The 19833-nt window shown below is 60.0% G+C and carries 11 protein-coding genes; 9 read left to right on the top strand and 2 right to left on the bottom strand.

Annotated features, from left to right (window positions below):
- Positions 1 to 286: 286 nt before the first annotated feature.
- Positions 287 to 5236, top strand: coding sequence for an ExeM/NucH family extracellular endonuclease (locus Q1A75_RS09055; RefSeq protein WP_299547518.1), 4950 nt, complete (start codon positions 287 to 289; stop codon positions 5234 to 5236).
- Positions 5237 to 5487: 251 nt separating this feature from the next.
- On the opposite strand, the gene trpS is transcribed toward Q1A75_RS09055, so the two are convergent.
- Positions 5488 to 6510, bottom strand: coding sequence for a tryptophan--tRNA ligase (gene trpS / locus Q1A75_RS09050; protein ID WP_299547521.1), 1023 nt, complete (start codon positions 6508 to 6510; stop codon positions 5488 to 5490).
- 73 nt (positions 6511 to 6583) lie between these two features.
- Between trpS and Q1A75_RS09045 the strand changes: the two genes are divergently transcribed.
- Positions 6584 to 7267, top strand: coding sequence for a rhomboid family intramembrane serine protease (locus Q1A75_RS09045; RefSeq protein WP_299547524.1), 684 nt, complete (start codon positions 6584 to 6586; stop codon positions 7265 to 7267).
- Here Q1A75_RS09045 and murJ read toward each other — a convergent pair.
- Complete coding sequence (gene murJ, locus Q1A75_RS09040) at positions 7264 to 8802, bottom strand: murein biosynthesis integral membrane protein MurJ (RefSeq protein WP_299547527.1); 1539 nt, start codon at positions 8800 to 8802, stop codon at positions 7264 to 7266. The genes Q1A75_RS09045 and murJ overlap by 4 nt on opposite strands.
- A 141-nt stretch (positions 8803 to 8943) precedes the next feature.
- On the opposite strand from murJ, the gene Q1A75_RS09035 reads away from it, so the two are divergent.
- The 7 genes from Q1A75_RS09035 (at position 8944) to Q1A75_RS09005 (ending at position 19808) form a co-directional block, all read left to right on the top strand.
- The gene (locus Q1A75_RS09035) at positions 8944 to 9423 is read left to right on the top strand and encodes a GNAT family N-acetyltransferase (protein WP_299547530.1); all 480 of its coding nucleotides are present in this window, start codon (positions 8944 to 8946) and stop codon (positions 9421 to 9423) included.
- Between the two features lie 152 nt (positions 9424 to 9575).
- Positions 9576 to 11165, top strand: a complete 1590-nt coding sequence (locus Q1A75_RS09030) for an alpha-amylase family glycosyl hydrolase (protein ID WP_299547533.1) — start codon at positions 9576 to 9578, stop codon at positions 11163 to 11165.
- Positions 11166 to 11200: 35 nt separating this feature from the next.
- Positions 11201 to 13357 (top strand): 1,4-alpha-glucan branching protein GlgB, encoded by a 2157-nt coding sequence (glgB, locus tag Q1A75_RS09025; RefSeq protein WP_299547536.1) that lies wholly within the window; start codon positions 11201 to 11203, stop codon positions 13355 to 13357.
- Between the two features lie 22 nt (positions 13358 to 13379).
- Positions 13380 to 14630, top strand: a complete 1251-nt coding sequence (glgC, locus tag Q1A75_RS09020) for a glucose-1-phosphate adenylyltransferase (RefSeq protein ID WP_299547730.1) — start codon at positions 13380 to 13382, stop codon at positions 14628 to 14630.
- A complete protein-coding gene (gene glgA / locus Q1A75_RS09015; RefSeq protein WP_299547733.1) occupies positions 14627 to 16051 on the top strand; it encodes a glycogen synthase GlgA in 1425 nt (474 codons plus the stop codon). Before glgC ends, glgA begins: the two co-directional genes overlap by 4 nt.
- Positions 16048 to 18180 (top strand): glycogen debranching protein GlgX, encoded by a 2133-nt coding sequence (gene glgX / locus Q1A75_RS09010; RefSeq protein ID WP_299547539.1) that lies wholly within the window; start codon positions 16048 to 16050, stop codon positions 18178 to 18180. Before glgA ends, glgX begins: the two co-directional genes overlap by 4 nt.
- The gene (locus Q1A75_RS09005; protein ID WP_299547542.1) at positions 18177 to 19808 is read left to right on the top strand and encodes an alpha-D-glucose phosphate-specific phosphoglucomutase; all 1632 of its coding nucleotides are present in this window, start codon (positions 18177 to 18179) and stop codon (positions 19806 to 19808) included. Before glgX ends, Q1A75_RS09005 begins: the two co-directional genes overlap by 4 nt.
- Positions 19809 to 19833 lie beyond the last annotated feature (25 nt).

Raw genomic sequence — 19833 nt, 5'->3', positions numbered from 1 at the left:
GTTCCAGAATTGCGGTTTGTGCGATAGCGGCAACGAAGGTTTATGTTCGGCGGCGTTGGTTCCATTTTGGCTAGACACGGTCGCCGGAGTTCAAGCCGAATGGCCGGCGCGACCGGCAGACTGCCATATTGCTGAAAATCCTGCCACTCTGATGATTTTAGCGACGCTCTACGCACAACTCGAGCGAGAAATCGCCGTCGACACAAATTGTCGTTCGACTGTTCCATAACTTTTACAACTAGATGAGAGGACAAGCTAAAAGCATCAATTTCCAGGGGGACGCGACATGGGTCGTCATCATCGTAACTTTGAATTTGGATCGTGGGGATCGGATACCTTAACGGGAACGGATGGGCGGGATGTCATTTTCGCATTCGGCGGAAACGACTCGATCTCATCAGGTGCTGGAAGCGATTTGGTCTTTGCCGGTTTTGGCGATGATACGATCAACGGCGGTGCCGGTAACGACCGTATCTTTGGCGGTTTCGGGTTCGATACAGCGCAGTATGCGGGCTCGATTGATGACTATGCCATAAGCACCCGAAGCTGGTGGGGTCCGACCACGGTCAAGTCGGTCGATCCGAGTGTCGACGATGCAGGCCGTGACACACTGTACAGCGTCGAGGCGCTGTATTTTGCCGAAGACGACTACCCCCTTTTCCTCAATGGTCTGAACAACGCCGTGCTTGCGGGCGACGATGCTGTTTCGACCGCAGAGAATGCAACTCTGACGATCACGACAGGCGCGCTTCTGGCCAATGACCAGGAATTCGACGGAGATACGACAGAGATCACGTCCGTCTCTGCCACGAGCGCAGCGGGTGCGACCGTGACGCTGGACGGGGGAGAGATCAGCTACGATCCGGGCACGCTTTTTGATAATCTGGCTGTTGGTGAGACCGCGACCGATACGTTCACCTATGTCGTGGACGACGGCAAGGGCGGCACGGACACCGCCACCGTAACGGTCACTGTCACGGGTGAAAATGACCCGGTCATTGCAGGCGATGACACCGCGACCGTAAGCGAAAGCGGTGTTTTGACAGTGACGACGGCGGCGCTGTTGGCAAATGACACTGACGTGGATGGTGACGTGCTCGAGATCACGGCGGTGTCCGCAACCAGCGCCGCTGGTGCAGTGGTCAGCCTTGTGGATGGCGAGGTGATCTATGATCCGGGCACAATTTTCGAAAGCCTGGGCAATGGTGACAGTGCGACTGACACGTTCACCTATTCTGTCACCGACAACAATGGCAGCACGGTCACTGCGACCGTCTCTGTCACCATCGAGGGCGAGAATGATGCCCCGAACCTTCTGGCCGTCGAACAGATTTGCCTGATCGAAGGCAACAGCATGTTCCAGGCCGTGATCGATGCCGAAGACGCGAACGGCGATGCGTTGAGCTTTTCCCTGTCCGGCGCGGATGCGGCGTTGTTCACCATCGACGAAGCGACGGGCGCCATCAGTTTCCTCGATGCCCCCGATCTGGAAAATCCGCTCGATCAGGAGGGAGACAATATCTACGATCTTGAGTTGACGATATCGGACGGCAATGAAAGCACGACCCGGAATGTCGCGGTTCAGGTCGTGGCTCTGCCGCCGACCGGGGGGGCAGGCTCCAACGTCATTGCCTTTGATATGGTTGGCAGTGCGTCGCTGGGGCTGCTGAGTTTCGTGAGCACTGCGCCGGAATTCTCCAGCGCCGGGGATGGGTTTGGCCTTTTCCAGGCCGGAGCGGGGTCTGTCCCGTTCAGCCTGATTGACGATAGCGCGGCAGTGTTCCCGGGCGACAGCCTTGGCATCATCGACAGCAACAGCAACACGGATGTGTTCTTTGGTGCCACGGACACGCAGAACGCCGACAACGATGGCCCTGTTTCGGCCATCTGGAGCTTTGATATCGCGGGGGAGAGCAATCTGAGCCTTAGCGTGGATGTCGGTGCCATGGGCGATTTCGAAAGCTCCGACAGCTTCGTGTTGACCTACAACATCGATGGCGGTTCCGAAATGGTGCTCTTTGAGTTTGTGGCCGATGAAGCGGCGACTGTCGATTACACATTGGCTGGTGGCGGCGTCGAGACATTGGATGACCCGCTGATCGTGAGCGGTACGGGCGAGGTGTTGTCGAATGCGTTGCAAACATTGAGCGCGGAATTGGCGGGAACCGGATCCGTACTGAACGTCACTTTGACCGGCAGCACCGATGGTGGATCAGAAGCCTTTGCACTGCAGAACCTCGTAATCGAGGCTGCGGCGTCTTCGGAGCCACAGGTGGTTGCCTCGACGCTGACAGGTGATGCGGATGTGAACCTGATTTCGTTCATGAACAATGCGCCGACCTTTTCGAGTGCGGGCGACGGTTTTGGTATTTTCCAGGTCGGCACCAGCGCATCAATACCGTTCAGCCTTGTTGACGACAGTGCAGGTGCCTTTCCCGGCGACGGCCTTGGCATCATCGACGGCAGCAGCAACACGGATGCATTTTTCGGCGCGACGGATACCGTCAACAGCGACACGTCTGGTCCGGTGACGGCGACGTGGGCCTTTGACATTTCGGGGTTCACAGACCTGATGCTGTCGATTGACGCCGGTGCGATGGGTGATTTCGAAAGCTCAGACAGTTTCGGCTTTACCTACAACATCGATGGCGGCACCGAGATGACGCTGTTTGACTTCGTGGCCGATGAAGCCGCGACGCTTGACTACACGCTGGCCGGGGGCAGCGTCGAAACACTGAGTGACCCGCTGACCTTGTCGGGATCCGGAGAGGTATTGTCGAACATGTTGCAAACGCTCAGCGGGTCGATCGACGGGACCGGTTCGACCCTGAACCTGACCTTTACTGCCAACACAGATGGTGGATCGGAGGCGTTTGCCTTCCAGAACATTGTCATCGAAGGCACAAGCGAAGGCGGCACCGGAGAGCCCGAGCCGCCGACCTATTCCGTTTCAGCGCTCAGCGAGGATGTGTTCGAAGGCGACGATGGTGTTACCGAAGTCACTTTTGAAATCACCCGCGATGGCGATGTGTCCGAAGCGGGAAGCATTGATTTCGCCATTGGAGGCGATGTTGACGCGGACGATTTCGGCGGTGTCCTTCCCGCGGGCACGGTTCAATTTGCGGCCGGTCAAACCTGTGCCACGGTCACCTTGGAGGTGACGGGCGACATGATGGTCGAGGATGATGAAACGTTCACTGTCACCCTCGACAACCCGGTCGGAGGAGACATTGTCACGGACAGTGCGTCGGTCGAGGTGCTGGACGATGACGACCGGGTGCTGATTTCTGACATTCAGGGCGATGGCACGGAAAGTGAGCTGGTGGATCAGGTTGTCACGGTCGAGGCGATCGTCACCTATGTCACATCGGACGGCTATTTCCTGCAGGAAGAAGATGCCGACAACGACGCCAACGCCCAGACGTCGGAAGGCATTTTTGTTTTTACTGGTGGCGACAACCAACCGCAGGTCGGCGATCTGGTGGTGACACGTGGCGTTGTCGATGAATTCTTTGGCACCACGCAACTGGGTCAGGATACGATGCGGATTGTATCATCAGGGAACGAACTGCCGACGGCAGCCTCTGTTCTGCTGAGTGGCGCGGCACAGGATTTCGAGGCGATCGAAGGTATGCGCTTTACCCTTGATAGCGGGATCGAAGGGGAAAACATCACGGTCGTCGAGAATTTCAACCTTGACCGCTTTGGTGAGATCACCGTGTCGGCTGGCGTACAGACACAACCAACTCAAATCTTCGACGCTCAGACCGAAGCGGATGAGGTTGCCGCGTTGGCCGAAGAGAATGCCAACAACCGGCTGCTGATCGATGACGGGAATTCGGAACAAAACCCCGACGAGTTCCAGTACATTCCCAACACGACATCCGGCGACAATGGCAATGGGTTCCTTGATGCGGGCGACACGTTCACCGAAACCGGACCAACGCTGCGCCTTGGGGCCGAGATCGACGGGCCGACCACGGGCATTATGACCTTTGGTTTTGGTGAGTACCGGATGTTGGTCGATGGCACGCTGAACATCGACGAAAGCACCAATTCCGGCGCCCGCGAGGAGACCGCGCCGGATGTCGGTGGGGATATTCAGGTCGCGTCGATCAATGTGCTGAACTACTTCACCACGTTGAACGGTGACGGCGGTTCGGGTCCCAACGGCCTTGATCCGCGCGGCGCCTCGACCGAGGCCGATCTTGAACGTCAGACCGAAAAACTGGTCGACGCCATCACGGGCACCGGTGCCGAGATATTCGCCCTGCAGGAGATCGAAAACGGTGGATTTGGTTCGGATTCGGCCATCGCGACACTGGTTGGCGCGCTGAACGACGACGCGGCGGCAACGGGATCAGGCGCGAACTACGCCTTTGTGGACCCAACGGCCGATGCGGGCTTTATCGGTACTGACGCGATCACCACGGGCATCATATATGATGCCAACGCCGTGTCGGTTGTGGGGTCTGAATTCCTTGCGTTCGAAGAAAGTTCTGCTGCCACGACCTTTGCCTTGGCGGAAGTGCTGAACGCGGTGGTTCCAACGGGTTCCCAGGTTGGTGATTTCCAGAGGAACCGTCCCGCCGTTGCAGCCACCTTCGAAGCCAATGAAACGGGCGAAACGTTCACGATCGTTTCGAACCACTTCAAGTCCAAAGGCCCCAGCGGTCTGGATGATCTGGTCGAGGCCGCGCAGGATTATCTGGATGGCGGTGGTACCGACATCACGCAAGCCGATATCGACGCGCTCGTCAACGATCCGAACTTTGATCAGGGTGACGGCCAGGGCTTCTGGAACCAGGTCCGCGCCGACGCGTCGGCCGAGGTCCAGACGTGGATCGAAAACGACTATATGGGCGGCGGTGTGTCCAACTTCATCATCATGGGCGATCTCAACGCCTATGCTCAGGAAGATCCGGTTCAGACGTTGACCGATGATCCGGATCTGGTGGACCTGATCGACCAGTTCATTGGCCAGGACGACGCCTACAGCTTTGTCTTTGACGGTCAACGTGGGGCGTTGGATCATGCCATTGCGTCGGACGATATGGCCAGCCTGATCACGGGGGCAGCAGAGTGGCACATCAATGCAGATGAACCGGACCTGCTGAACTACAATTCCGCCTTCAACAATCCGAACTTCTTTGAAGGCAGCCTGTTTGCCGCATCCGATCATGACCCGCTGATCATCGGGATCGACACCAACCCGAATGACGATTTGCTGGGCTGATCGGAAGGTAAAACACGTGCGCCCCGCTGGTTCCGAGCGGGGCGTATTTTTTGTGTGGAGACAACCTGTTTTCAGGTTGCGCGCGCAACAGGCTTGGTTCGGCTTGAGAGTGAGGGGCATCAAGATGCCCTGACACGCCTGTCTCCCTTAGCGGTCTGCTCACGCCCATCAAAAAGCGGGCGTAAGCTTAAGAAATTCAAGACACGGAGGCAGCCGTTCATATCGGATCGGCCAATGGCCGGAAACCCGCTTTAACTGCCGACCATGCCCACGATCTCGTAGGTCTTTTTCAGGATCGGCGCTGTAATCTCGCGCGCTTGTTCTGCACCGCGGGCCAGCAACCTGTCGATCTCGGTGACGTCACCCATCAGCCGCGTCATCTCGGACGCGATTGGGCTGAGTTTTGCCACCGCGAGTTCTGCCAGTGCCGGTTTGAATGTGCCGAATTGGGCGCCGCCGTGATCGGCCAGCACTTGTTCGACGCTCATGTCCGCAAGGGCGGCGTAGATGTTCACGAGGTTGCGCGCCTCGGGGCGGTCTTCGAGCCCTTTGACCTCGGATGGCAGGGCGTCGGGGTCTGTCTTGGCCTTGCGGATCTTTTTCGCAATCGTGTCGGCGTCGTCCGTCATGTTGATGCGCGAGGCGTCCGAGGGATCGGATTTCGACATCTTCTTGGACCCGTCGCGCAGGCTCATCACACGAGTGGCCGCCCCTTTGATCACCGGTTCGGTGAGGGGGAAGAAGTCGACGCCGTAGTCGTGGTTGAACTTGGCGGCAATGTCGCGTGTCAGTTCGAGGTGCTGTTTCTGGTCGTCGCCCACGGGCACGTGGGTGGCGTGGTAGATCAGGATGTCTGCCGCCATCAGCGCGGGGTAGCCGAACAGGCCAAGCGACGCGTTCTGTGCGTTCTTGCCTGCCTTGTCCTTGAACTGCGTCATGCGCTGCATCCAGCCCATGCGGGCCACGCAGTTGAAGACCCAGCCAAGCTGGGCGTGCTCAGGGACCTGGGACTGGTTGATGAGGATGGACCGTTCGGGGTCAACGCCAGCGGCGATGTATGCGGCGGCCAGTTCGCGGGTCTTGGCCGCCAGTTCGGCAGGGTCCTGCCAGACGGTGATCGCGTGCAGGTCGACCATGCAATAGACCGTCTCGTACGTGCCTTCGTCCTGCATCTCTACATAGCGTTTGAGCGCACCGAGGTAGTTGCCCAGCGTCAGGCCGCCAGAAGGCTGCATGCCGGAGAACACGCGGGGTGTGAATTGGCTGTCTGACATTGGCTTACCTCTGGGCAAATTTGCGTCGTTGGCTTACCCATGGCTTAAACAAAGTTCAAGCAGGCAGGCCCCCATGTCCGAGCACCATGATCCAAGCCCCGTGAACCCTTTGCCGCCCGCTGTGTGGCTGCTTTTCCTGGCGGTGGCCCTGCCCGAGCTGGCGTTTTCGCTGGGCGAGGCCAACCTGATCGGCGGACCGGCCGCTGTTGGGTGGCGGTTGCAGGCGTTGAACGACTACAGCTTTTCGGGTGAGGCATTTGACTACATGCTGAGCAACGGCATTCTTTTGCCCGAGCATTTGCTGCGGTTCCTGACCTATCCTTTTGTACACGGCACGTTCACCTCGACCCTGTTTGCGGGTGTTATCCTGCTGGCCATGGGAAAGATGGTGGGTGAGGTGATGGGCGGTTGGGCCGTGATCCTGCTGTTTGTTTTGTGCGGGATATTTGGCGCGACCGTCTTTGGCTTGGTCACGGATCAGGCGTGGTTGGTTGGCGCCTATCCCAGTGTCTATGGTCTGATTGGTGTCTTTACGTTTCTGCTGTGGCAGAAACTGGCTGCGACCGGCGGACCTCAGGCGCGCGCCTTTACTCTGATCGGGGTGTTGATGGGTTTGCAGCTTTTGTTCGGGATGTTCTTTCAGGTGGGTTATGCCTGGGTGGCGGAATTGTCGGGCTTCTGCGCCGGCTTTGGCCTGACGGCCTTTGTCATGCCCGGCGGATGGGTCCGAGTGCTGAGCACTCTGCGCCGTCGCTAACCGCGTCGCACAGCCCCACGGATGTCCGACAGTTTCAAGGCTCCGATGGCGTGGGCGATGCCGAAATAGCTGCCTGCCCCCATCGTGATCAGCCCCAGCAGCGCTAAGTAGCGCACCCCTTCTGTTCCAAGCGCGGGTTTCAGTACGGTTGCGAAAGCCCCCAGAACGACACCCATCACCAGCGATGCAATGACAATGCGCGGCAGGCGCTGGCGGTAGCGGGTGTCGACCTGCACCACGTCCCCCATGCCGCGCAGCCCCATATACAGCAGTCCCAGCATGGCCCATCCCGCAACGGTCGTGGCGACGGCGGGGGCGATCCAGCCGATTGCCGGTGACAGCCCCACGGCGATGGCGGCATTGATGACCATGGCCACCAACGCGTAGTGGAAGGGCCGTTTGGTGTCTCCGCGCGCGAAATACTGGGGTTGAAGCACCTTTTGCAGGACGAAGGCGGGCAGGCCTGCGCCGTAGATCGCCACGGCAACAGCGATGGCGGCTGCGTCATCCGCCCCCGTCGCGCCGCGTTGAAACAGGACCGACACCAGCGGCAATGGGATCACCACCAACGCCACTGCGCTGGGCAGGGTGAGTGCCATGGAAAATTCCGCCGCGCGCGAATAGGCCGCACGCGCACCATCGATGTCGTTTGCCTTGAGCCTGCGGGACAGGTCCGGCAACAGAACGATGCCCACGGCAATCCCCACAACCCCAAGCGGCAGTTGATAGAGCCGGTCAGCGGCGAACAGCCAGCTGACCGCGTTGTCGTAGTTTGAGGCCACGAGCTGACCCACGACCAGATTGATCTGCATGACCCCCGTGGCGAGCGCGGCGGGGATCGCAGTGCGGACCATCCGTGACATGTCCGGGGTCCAGCGGGGTCGACCAAGGCGCAGGGCAAAGCCCGCTTGGGCGGCAGCCCCCCATGTCAGCGCCAGTTGCGCCACACCCGCGAGGGGGACGGTCCAGACCAGCCAATTGATTGCCGCGCCACCGGTTGCCCAGGCGAGTGTCATGGCGCCAATCACCATGACGTTCAAAAGAACGGGTGCCGCGGCGGCGGCCGCAAACCGGCCCGTGGCGTTCAGCACCCCGGAAAACAGTGCCGACAGCGACATGAAGAAGATGTAGGGAAAGACGATGCGGCCAAAGCCCACCGCCAGGTCAAACCGTTCCTGCCCAAAACCGCCTGCCGTGGCCCATACCAGCGCGGGCATGAAAATCATGGCGAGCGCCGTCAGGATCAGTGTGACCAGCGCCAGCCCGTTCAGGGCATCCCGGCCAAAGCGGGCGGCGTCCTCTTCCCCTTCGAGTTTGGCCGAGAACATCGGAACAAAGGCTGCATTGAACGCCCCTTCGGCAAAGAAGCGGCGAAACATGTTGGGCAGGCGGAAGGCGGCAACAAAGGCGTCCATCAGCGGGCCGGGGCCGATCAGCGACAGGATCATGATCTCGCGCACGAAGCCCAAGATGCGGCTGAGCAGCGTCCAGACACCCACGGTCAGGAAACCACTGATGAGGCGGATCGGTTTCATTTGGAATGGGGTAGCTTGTGGTGCGCGCGGGCGCAATGGCCGGGGTGGAAGCGCTTGGTTTTCAGACGTTGCCAGAAAAGGATTTTTGAGCCCAAAGTGTCGTGGCTTGCTGGCACGCTAAACACGACATATTTTCAGGCAATGGAATTCCATATTTCAAACTTGCATCAGAATGACCTCGCTGACGCTGCTAGTGTTTGGGAACGAGGTTGGCACGAAGCTCATTCTGCTATCGTGCCGATTGAACTAGTGAGATCGAGGACTTCTGAAAGCTTTATTCATAGGCTTAGGAGCAACTTAAAGTTTGTCCGGGTTTATATCGAAAATGGCCATGTTCTTGGCCTCTGCATGATCAAAGAAGATGAGCTGTATCAAATGTATACGGCCCCCCAAGCACGCGGTACTGGCCTGGCCCAAGTACTCATGACCGATGCAGAACAGCGCCTAATGAAAGCGGGTTATAGCCTTGGCTGGCTGTCGTGCGCGGTCGGCAACGACAGAGCCGCAAGATTTTACGATAAATCTGGATGGAAAAATGTAGGTCTTCGTACTGTCGAATTCGAAGCACTAAGCGGAGTTTTTCCGTTTCAAGTTTGGAGGTATGAGAAGAGCCTTTCTTAGTCACTTCGGCAGCTTTGTCCCGCTAAGCGATCATTTGACCATACTGATTAGACACACAGTCGGCCCGACTTGAAACAATTGTTTTTCGCCTTGCCGTTGCCTGTCAAAGCGCTTTGAATGGTGGTGCACATCTCTAATTAAAGGCAGAACCAATGGCAGACGGACAGGACTGGTGGCGCGGGTCGGTGACCTATCAGATTTATCCCCGGTCCTTCATGGACGCGGACGGGGATGGGATTGGGGATATCAAGGGCATCATGGACCGCTTGGACCATGTGGCGTCCTTGGGTGTCGATGCGATCTGGCTCAGCCCTGTGTTTCCGTCGCCCATGGCCGACATGGGGTATGACGTGTCGGATTACCTCGATATCGATCCGACCTTTGGCACCTTGGCGCAGTTTGACGAGATGGTCGCGAAGGCGCATGACCTTGGCCTGAAGGTCATCATTGATCAGGTGCTGAGCCATGCGTCGGACCAGCATGCCCTGTTCACCGAGAGCCGTCAGAGCCGCGACAACCCCAAGGCGGACTGGTTCATCTGGGCCGATCCGAACCCCGATGGCACGCCACCCAACAACTGGCTGTCGATTTTCGGTGGGCCAGCCTGGACGTGGGATGCGCGTCGCCGTCAGTACTATATGCACAACTTCCTGAAAGAGCAGCCGGATTGGAATTTCCATAACCGGGAGGTGCAGGATTACCTGCTGGACTGCGTGCGCTTTTGGCTGGATCGGGGGGTCGACGGCTTCCGGCTCGATACCGTGAACTTCTATTTTCACGACCATCTGTTACGCGACAACGCGGCGAACCCATCGGACTGGGCGCAGGAGGCCGTGCGCCCGTTCGAGATGCAGTACACTCTGTTTTCCAAGAACCGGCCCGAGAACATCGCGTTTTTGGAGCGGTTGCGCGCGCTTCTGGACGAATACGATGATCGGACCATGGTGGGTGAGGTCGGCGACAGCCATCATTCCATCGACATCATGGGGCAGTACACGTCCGGTCAGCGCCTGCACATGGCCTACAGCTTTGAAATGCTGGGGCCGGATTTCAGCCCCAAGCATTTTCGCGAGCGGATCGAGGCGTTCTTTCGGGATGCACCCGAAGGCTGGCCCTGCTGGGCGTTTTCAAACCATGACGTGCCGCGCCATGTGGGGCGTTGGTTGGAGCATGGGGTGGATCAGGATTCCTTGGCCAAGCAGGCGGCGGCTCTGTTGCTGAGTTTCGAAGGGTCCATTTGCATCTATCAGGGCGAGGAACTGGGGCAGGTGGATACTGTGCTGAGTTTTGACGAGTTGACCGATCCCGAGGGCATCAACTTTTGGCCCGAGAAGACGGGTCGGGATGGGTGCCGAACGCCCATGGTTTGGGAGGCTGACGCGCCCAATGCGGGCTTTAGCCAAGCCAACCGCACATGGCTGCCGGTCAAGGAGCCGCAAGCTGCGCGTGCCGTGTCGACGCAGGGGAAGAATAGCGTGCTGGCGTTTTATCGCGAGATGCTGGCCTTGCGCCGCGGGTCGGACGATTTGCGGGCAGGCAAGACGGTGTTTCTTGATCTGCCGGAACCCGTGCTAGGGTTCATGCGGGGGGAGAACATGATGTGCCTGTATAACCTGTCGCCTGATCCTGTGAGTGTGGATGTGCCCCATGTGGTGACGTCCCTTTTGGACCAGTCCGCTGAGGTCGATGGCGCGCGCGTGACACTGGGTGGAAGCGGGTTTCTGATCGGGCGCATCGCTTGATGGGTGGGGCGGACACGACCAGTTTGCCGCCCCATATGACCCAAGGGGATGTCGATGCGCTGCTTAATGCGCGCCATGACCGCCCCTTTGATGTTCTGGGTGTGCACACGACCGGACGTGTGGCGTGGTGTGTTGCCCTGGTGCCGGACGCAACGAGTGTTACAGCGGCGGTGGGGCGCAAGACCGTTCCGCTGGACCGCGTTGAAGGGCCGCTTTTTGCGGCACAGGTGCCGAATTCCAAGTCCGCGTATCGCTTGACGGCCACGTTTGCGGACGGGGCGGAATGGGCGTTCGAGGACCCCTATCGCTTTGGCCCTGTCCTGACGGAGATGGATCAGCACCTGATGGGTGAGGGCACGCACCGCCAGCTGTGGCAGGCGCTCGGGGCGCATGTGATCGACGTGGATGGTGTGGCAGGCACGCATTTTGCTGTCTGGGCACCCAATGCGGCGCGCGCGTCTGTCGTGGGGGATTTCAATATCTGGGACGGGCGCCGACATCCAATGCGGCGTGTGGGCGAGACCGGCGTGTGGGAGATTTTCCTGCCCGGCCTGGGTGACGGTGATCTGTATAAATACGAGATCGCGCCACAGGACGGCACGCCGTTCCTCAAGGCCGATCCGGTGGGCTTTGGCGCGCAGCATCCGCCCGAGACCTCCTCGGTCGTGCGGGATATTTCGGGCTATGGCTGGGACGATGCTGGCTGGATGGCGCGGCGCGGTGTCGCCCAACAGCGGGACAAGCCGATTTCTGTCTATGAGGTGCATCTGGGGTCTTGGCGTCACACGGCGGACGGGCGGCGGCTGAGCTACCGCGAGCTGGCGACGGAGCTTGTCGATTACGCCGTCTGGATGGGCTTCACACATCTGGAGTTTCTGCCGATCAGCGAGTTTCCATTTGATGGGTCGTGGGGCTATCAGCCGCTGGGTCTGTATGCCCCGACAATCCGCTTTGGTCCGCCGCATGAGTTCCGCGATCTGGTGGAAGCCGCGCATAAGGCAGGGCTGGGCGTGATCCTTGATTGGGTGCCGGGCCACTTCCCGTCGGATGCCCATGGGTTGGCACAGTTTGACGGCACGCATCTGTATGAGCATGCTGACCCGCGCGAGGGGTTTCATCAGGACTGGAACACGCTGATCTACAATTACGGGCGGCGCGAGGTGAAGAACCACCTCACCGCCAATGCGCTGTATTGGTTCAAGGAATACCATATTGACGGGCTACGTGTGGATGCGGTGGCGTCGATGCTCTACCGCGATTACTCGCGCGCCGACGGCGAATGGGTGCCGAACAAGGATGGCGGGCGGGAGAATTACGAGGCCATCGATTTCCTCAAGGAGATGAACACCCTTTGCTATGGTGAGGTGGACGGGATCATGACGGTGGCTGAGGAAAGCACGGCCTTTCCCGGTGTGTCCACGCCTGTGGACGCGGGGGGTCTTGGGTTCGGGTACAAGTGGAACATGGGGTGGATGAACGACACCTTGCGGTACATCGAAAAGGACCCGGTGCATCGCAAATACGATCATCACCTGATGACATCGCCGATTGATTATTCATTTTCGGAAAACTTTGTCCTGCCGATCAGCCATGACGAGGTGGTGCATGGCAAGGGGTCGATGATCGGCAAGATGCCGGGGAACGAGTGGGAGAAGTTTGCCAACCTGCGTGCATATTATGGGTTCATGTGGGGCCATCCGGGCAAGAAGCTGTTGTTCATGGGCTGTGAGTTTGGCCAGTGGGCCGAATGGAACCACGATGCGGCGTTGGATTGGGATGCGCTGCATGGGGATCAGCAGCGCGGGTTGCAGGCGTTGGTGCGCGATCTGAACCACCTTTACCGTGACACGCCTGCGCTGCATCGGCGCGATTGTGACCCGTCGGGTTTTGCATGGATCGCCAATGATCCTGATCAGTCGCTGACCGCCTTTGTGCGGCGGGGCGAGGACGGTGACGCGCCTGTTGTCGTTGTGTGCAATTTCACTCCGGTCGTGCGTCAATGGCGCATTGGCGTGCCGGTTCCGGGCCTTTGGGAGGAGGTTCTGAACACTGATGCGGCGGCCTATGGCGGTGGCGACCGCGGCAACGGGGGCGCGCTCCAAAGCCAGAGTGGCGACTGGGACGGGCTGCCGGATTTCGTGGATGTTACCGTGCCGCCTTTGGCGACGGTGGTGTTCCGACACAAACATTAGGGGAGGAAACGATATGGCGGACATGACACGGTTGTCCCAGAGGTCCATGGCATTCGTGCTGGCGGGCGGGCGCGGATCGCGGTTGAAGGAGTTGACCGACCGGCGGGTGAAACCCGCTGTCTACTTTGGCGGCAAGACGCGGATCATCGACTTTGCCCTGTCCAATGCCGTCAATTCCGGCATCCGCCGCATGGCCGTGGCCACGCAATACAAGGCCCATTCCCTGATCCGTCATTGTCAACGGGGCTGGAACTTTTTCCGGGCAGAGCGGAACGAGTTTCTGGATATTCTGCCCGCCTCGCAGCGTGTGTCCGAGGAGATGTGGTATCGTGGCACCGCCGATGCGGTTACGCAAAATATTGATATCGTTGATAGTTATGGCATCGAATACATCGTAATCCTTGCAGGCGACCACATCTACAAGATGGATTACGAGATCATGCTACGCCAGCATGTGGAGCAGGGTGCGGATGTAACCGTGGGGTGCCTGACCGTCCCGCGGGCCGATGCGTCCGCCTTTGGCGTGATGGCGGTCGACGCGCACAGCCAGATCACGTCCTTTCTGGAGAAGCCCGCCGATCCGCCCAGCACGCCCGAGGACCCGACCAAGGCGTTGGCGTCGATGGGGATTTACGTCTTCAATTGGAAGTATCTGCGCGAGTTGCTGATTGCCGATGCCGCCGATCCGAATTCGAGCCATGATTTCGGCAATGACCTGATCCCCGAGATCGTGAAGGGCGGCAAAGCCGTGGCGCATCGCTTTGACGATTCTTGTGTCCGGGGCGAGGGCGCGCCGAGTTACTGGCGGGATGTGGGGACGCTTGATGCGTTCTGGGAGGCGAATATCGACCTGACCGATTTCACGCCCGAGCTGGATTTGTGGGATCAGAGCTGGCCCATCTGGACCTATTCCGAAAGCGTGCCACCCGCGAAGTTCATCCATGATGAGAAGGACCGGCGCGGGGTGGCGATCTCGTCCATGGTTTCGGGCGGGTGCATCATTTCGGGCACCGAGGTGCGCAATTCGCTGTTGTTCACGCAGGTGCACACCAATTCCTATGCCGTGCTGGATCATTCGGTTGTCTTGCCCAACGTGGTCATCAACCGGTCGGCCCGGTTGCGCAAATGCGTGATTGATCGGGGGGTTGAGATTCCCACCGGGTTGGTTGTGGGCGAGGACCCCGTGGAGGATGCCAAGTTCTTCCGCGTGTCGGAAAAGGGCACTACGCTGATCACCAAGGATATGGTGGAGGCATGGAAGGCCGCGCAATGATCAAGGTTCTGTCTGTTGCGTCTGAATGTGCCCTGCTGGTCAAAACCGGCGGGCTGGCTGACGTGGCGGGGGCTTTGCCGGGTGCATTGGCGCCTTTGGATGTCGAGATGCGGACGTTGTTGCCGGGGTATTCGGCTGTGATGAAGGCGTTGACGGGTGCCCAATGCGTTGCGGAAGTAGGCGATCTTTTTGGTGGGGCGGCGCGGCTTTTGTCGGGCGAGGCGGCTGGTCTGAGCCTGTTTGTGCTGGATGCGCCGCATCTGTTTGACCGGGGTGCCGGGATTTACCTGAACGACGATGGAGTAGACTGGCCTGACAACCCCGAGCGTTTTGCTGCGCTGAGCCGGGTTGCGGCGGATATTGCGGGTGGAACACTGGGGCAGTGGCGACCTGATCTGGTGCATTGCCATGACTGGCAGGCGGGGTTGGTGCCTTACTACCTGAAGCGTGACGGAGTTTCAGTGCCGAGCGTCCTGACCATCCACAACATTGCCTTTCAGGGGCTGGTGCCGATGGCACGCGCCAAGGCGCTGGGCATTGCCAAGGCCGATCTGACCCGCGAGGGGGTCGAATACTGGGGGCAAATTTCGGCGTTGAAGGCGGGTCTGGTCTGGGCCGACCGGCTGACCACTGTGTCGCCCACCTATGCACGCGAATTGATGACGCCCGAGTTCGGCATGGGGCTGGACGGCGTGCTGCAGACCCGCAAGGCGGATCTGTCGGGCATTCTGAACGGCATTGATCTGGAGGTGTGGTCGCCTGGGGTCGATACGCACATTCATCAGTACAAGACCCCGCGCGGGAAGGCTGCGAACAAGGCGGCTTTGCGCGACGAGTTCGGGTTGCCGGAGGCCGAGGGCCCGCTGTGCGTGGTGGTGTCGCGCCTGACCGAGCAGAAGGGGTTGGACCTGCTCTTGGACGCCTTGCCTGCGCTGCTTGACCGGGGCGGGCAGTTGGTGCTGTTGGGCTCTGGCGATCCCGCGTTGGAGAAGGCGTTTGCCGGGTATGACCACCCGCATGTTGCGGCGCGGATTGGTTATGACGAGGCACTGTCGCACAGGATGATGGCGGGCGGTGATGCGATCCTTGTCCCGTCGCGGTTCGAGCCTTGTGGGCTGACCCAGCTGTATGGCCTGCAATACGGCACCTTGCCCGTTGTTGCGCTGACCGGCGGGCTGGCGGATACGGTGATTCCGGCCACGCCTGCGACCATGGCCAAGGAGGTTGCAACCGGCCTGCAATTTCACCCTGTGACGGCGGACGCCCTCTCAAACGTGTTGATGCAGCTTTGCGACCTTTTCGCCGCGCCCAAGCTGTGGTCAAAGATGCAGCGAAACGCGATGGCGCAGCCCGTGGGGTGGGCGCCATCGGCTGCGGCCTATGCCGCGCTGTATGACGACCTGGTAAAGGCTGCTGAATGACACCATTCCAACTGAGCGCGGGCCGCCCGCATCCTTTGGGGGCCACGTTCGACGGCGAGGGCGTGAACTTTGCCGTGTTTTCCCAGCACGCGACCCGCGTGGCGCTGTGCCTGTGCGACGATCAGGGGCGCGAGGTGTACCTTGTCGATCTGGCCGAGCGCGAGGGCCATATCTGGCACGGCTATATCGCTGGACTGCGGCCCGGGCAGCAATATGGCTACCGCGTGCATGGGCCTTATGCGCCCGAGGAAGGTCACCGCTTCAACCCGTACAAGCTGTTGATGGACCCCTATGCCAAGCGATTGGCGGGGCAGGTGCAGTGGCATGATGCGCTTTACGGCTACGAGATTGGGCATGCTGACAAGGACATGAGTTTCGACACCCGTGACAGCGCGGAATACATGCCACGGTCCGTTGTTGTTGATCCGGCATTCACATGGGGACGGAGCGAACGCCTGCGCCTTGATACACCGTGGTCCGATACGGTGATCTACGAGGCGCATGTCAAAGGGCTGACCACGCAGCGCAAGGACATAAACCATGCGGGCCGTTTCCTTGGCATGGCGTCGGACCAGATGCTGGACCATCTGACTGATCTGGGGGTGACGGCGATTGAGTTGATGCCTGCGCAGGCCGCTGTCGATGACCGGTTCCTCGTGGACAAGGGGCTGAGCAACTACTGGGGCTACATGACCTACGGGTTCTTTGCGCCTGAGCCGAAGTATCTGAGCAATCACGACATTTCTGAATTCCAACAGATGGTGGCGCGCTTCCATGCTGCCGGGATCGAGGTGATCCTCGACGTGGTTTACAACCACACTGCCGAAGGAGATCAGCGCGGGCCTACCCTGTCTTTCCGAGGCTTTGACAACGCGAGCTATTACCGGCTAACGGACGATCCGCGCTACTATGTGAACGATACGGGTTGCGGTAATACGCTGGATCTGGATCATCCCTTTGTCCTGCGCATGGTGATGGACAGCTTGCGCTATTGGGTTGAGGTGATGCATGTGGACGGGTTCCGTTTTGACCTTGCCTCGACCCTTGCGCGCACCTCGGGCGGCTTTGATCGGGACGGGCCGTTTTGCCGTGCGATCCGGCAGGATCCGGTGCTGAACAAGGTCAAGATGATTGCGGAGCCATGGGATGTCGGCCCTGGCGGCTATCAGCTGGGGGCCTTTCCATCGCCCTTTACCGAATGGAATGACAAGTACCGGGACAACGTGCGCAAGTTCTGGCGCGGGGATGCCTGCATCACCCGCAAGCTGGCGGGGCATGTAACCGGGTCGGCCCTGCGCTTTGACCATGACGGGCGGCCTGCCACGTCGTCGATCAACTTTGTCACCGCCCATGACGGTTTCACGCTGATGGACACCGTCAGCTACAACGAAAAACACAACGCCGCGAATGGCGAAGGCAACCGCGACGGGCATGATCACAATTGTTCGGACAATTGCGGGGTTGAGGGGCCGACGGATGATCCGGCGATCATGGCCCTGCGGGCCCAACGGCGGCGCAATATGCTCGCCACCCTGATGCTGAGCCAGGGCACGCCGATGATCCTGGCGGGCGACGAGTTGGGCAATAGCCAAGGTGGCAACAACAACGCCTATTGTCAGGACAACGAGATTGGATGGGTCAACTGGGACGAGGCCGATCCTGATTTCCTGGCCTTCTGCCGCCAGATCATCGCGTTTCGCAAGTCTAGCCCGATCCTGCGCCAGAAGCGGTTTTTACATGCGGGCAAGCGGGCGGTTGATGGCAAGCCGGATGTGTTCTGGCGCAAGGCCGACGGCACCGCGATGGCGGAAGAGGATTGGCAGCGGCCCGAGTTGAAATTCCTTGGGGTCGAGATGCGGATGGCGCGCGGCACGCCCGCCTATGAGCCGCGCCTTGGTGCCATTTACATCCTGTTCAATGCGGGCGGCAAAACCCGTGCGACGCTGCCCGAGACCCTGCCCGGGCACCGCTGGCAGCGTGTCATCGATACGTCTGGCCATGTTGCTGAAACATCCCGGTCCGGCACCGTGTCTGTCGCGCCCAACAGTGTTGTCGCGCTTGAGCTGTGCCCGATTGGCAGCACGCCCACAGGCAAAAAGGCGACCCAGGAAAGAAAGGTCAAAGCATGACAGTTCAAACGGTGAAGGTGACACCCATCGACGGCCAGAAACCGGGCACCAGCGGCTTGCGCAAGAAGACGGCGATCTTCATGCAGCCCGGATACCTTGAGAATTACACGCAGGCGATTTTCGGCGGCATTGGCGGTGTTGCGGGCAAGACGCTCGTGGTGGGCGGCGACGGGCGGTACTTTAACGACGTTGCCATCGGGACCATCCTGAGGATGGCGGCGGCCAACGGCGCTGCCAAGTGCATCGTCGGGCAGGGCGGGTTGTTGTCCACGCCCGCGGCCTCGCACCTGATCCGCAAGCGTGGCGCTGATGGTGGGTTGATCCTGTCGGCCAGCCACAATCCCGGCGGGCCGGATGCGGATTTTGGCCTGAAATACAACGGTCCGAACGGTGGCCCTGCGACTGAGGGCGTGACCGAGAAGATCTTTGCCCGGACGACGCAGATTGACGCCTATCACATTCTTGAAGGCGGCGCGGTGGACCTGAACGCGCTGGGCGACAGCCAGTTGGGTGATATGCGGATCGAGATTGTCGACCCGGTTGCGGACTATGCCGAGTTGATGGGCACCCTGTTTGACTTCGACGCCATCGCGGCCCTGTTTCGCGGTGGGTTCCGCATGTGCTTTGACGCCATGCACGCTGTCACCGGGCCCTATGCGCATGAGATCCTTGAGAACCGTCTGGGCGCGCCTGCGGGCACGGTGATGAATGGCGTCCCTAGCCCGGATTTTGGTGGCGGGCACCCTGACCCGAACCCGGTCTGGGCCAAGGCGCTGATGGATGTGATGTATGCGGGTGACGCGCCTGACTTTGGGGCGGCGTCGGATGGCGATGGCGACCGCAACATGATTGTGGGGCGGCGGTGCTATGTCAGCCCGTCGGATAGTTTGGCGCTGCTGGCAGACAAGGCCGATCTGGCACCCGGCTATTCGGGTGGTCTGGCTGGGGTGGCGCGGTCCATGCCGACCTCTGCCGCTGCAGATCGCGTTGCCGAGGCCAAGGGCATGGCGCATTTCGAGACACCCACCGGTTGGAAGTTCTTTGGCAACCTGCTGGATGCGGACAAGGTGACATTGTGTGGTGAAGAAAGCGCGGGCACCGGATCAAACCATGTGCGCGAGAAGGACGGTCTATGGGCCGTTCTGCTGTGGCTGAACATTCTGGCCGCCACGGGCAAGTCCGTATCTGATCTGATGGCGGCACATTGGGCGAGCTATGGGCGCAACTACTATTCGCGCCATGATTACGAGGCGGTGGATAGCGCGGCGGCGAATGACCTGATTGCCAATCTGCGCGCCCGTTTGGGTGATTTGGCTGGGCAGAGTGCTGGTGGGCTGACGGTCTCGGGCGCGGACGAGTTTTCCTATGACGATCCAGTCGATGGCTCCACGTCCTCTGGTCAAGGCATCCGCATCTATTTCGAAGGGGGCGGGCGTGTGGTGTTCCGCCTGTCTGGTACTGGCACCGATGGAGCGACGCTGCGGGTGTATCTGGAGCAGTTGGAAACTGCGCCGGATGCGCTGGATCAGGACCCGCAAGAGGCCTTGGCAGGCATCATCGCAGCCGCAGACGCGCTGGCCGGGATCAAGGCGCGCACCGGACGCGATGGCCCCGACGTCATCACCTGATCTGCCGGACGTTCATGCGGGTGGC

This window comes from uncultured Tateyamaria sp., assembly GCF_947504105.1.
GTDB lineage: Bacteria > Pseudomonadota > Alphaproteobacteria > Rhodobacterales > Rhodobacteraceae > Tateyamaria.
The sequence above is the reverse complement of the archived record's forward strand: the minus strand, read 5'-3'. Positions and strand labels throughout refer to the sequence as shown.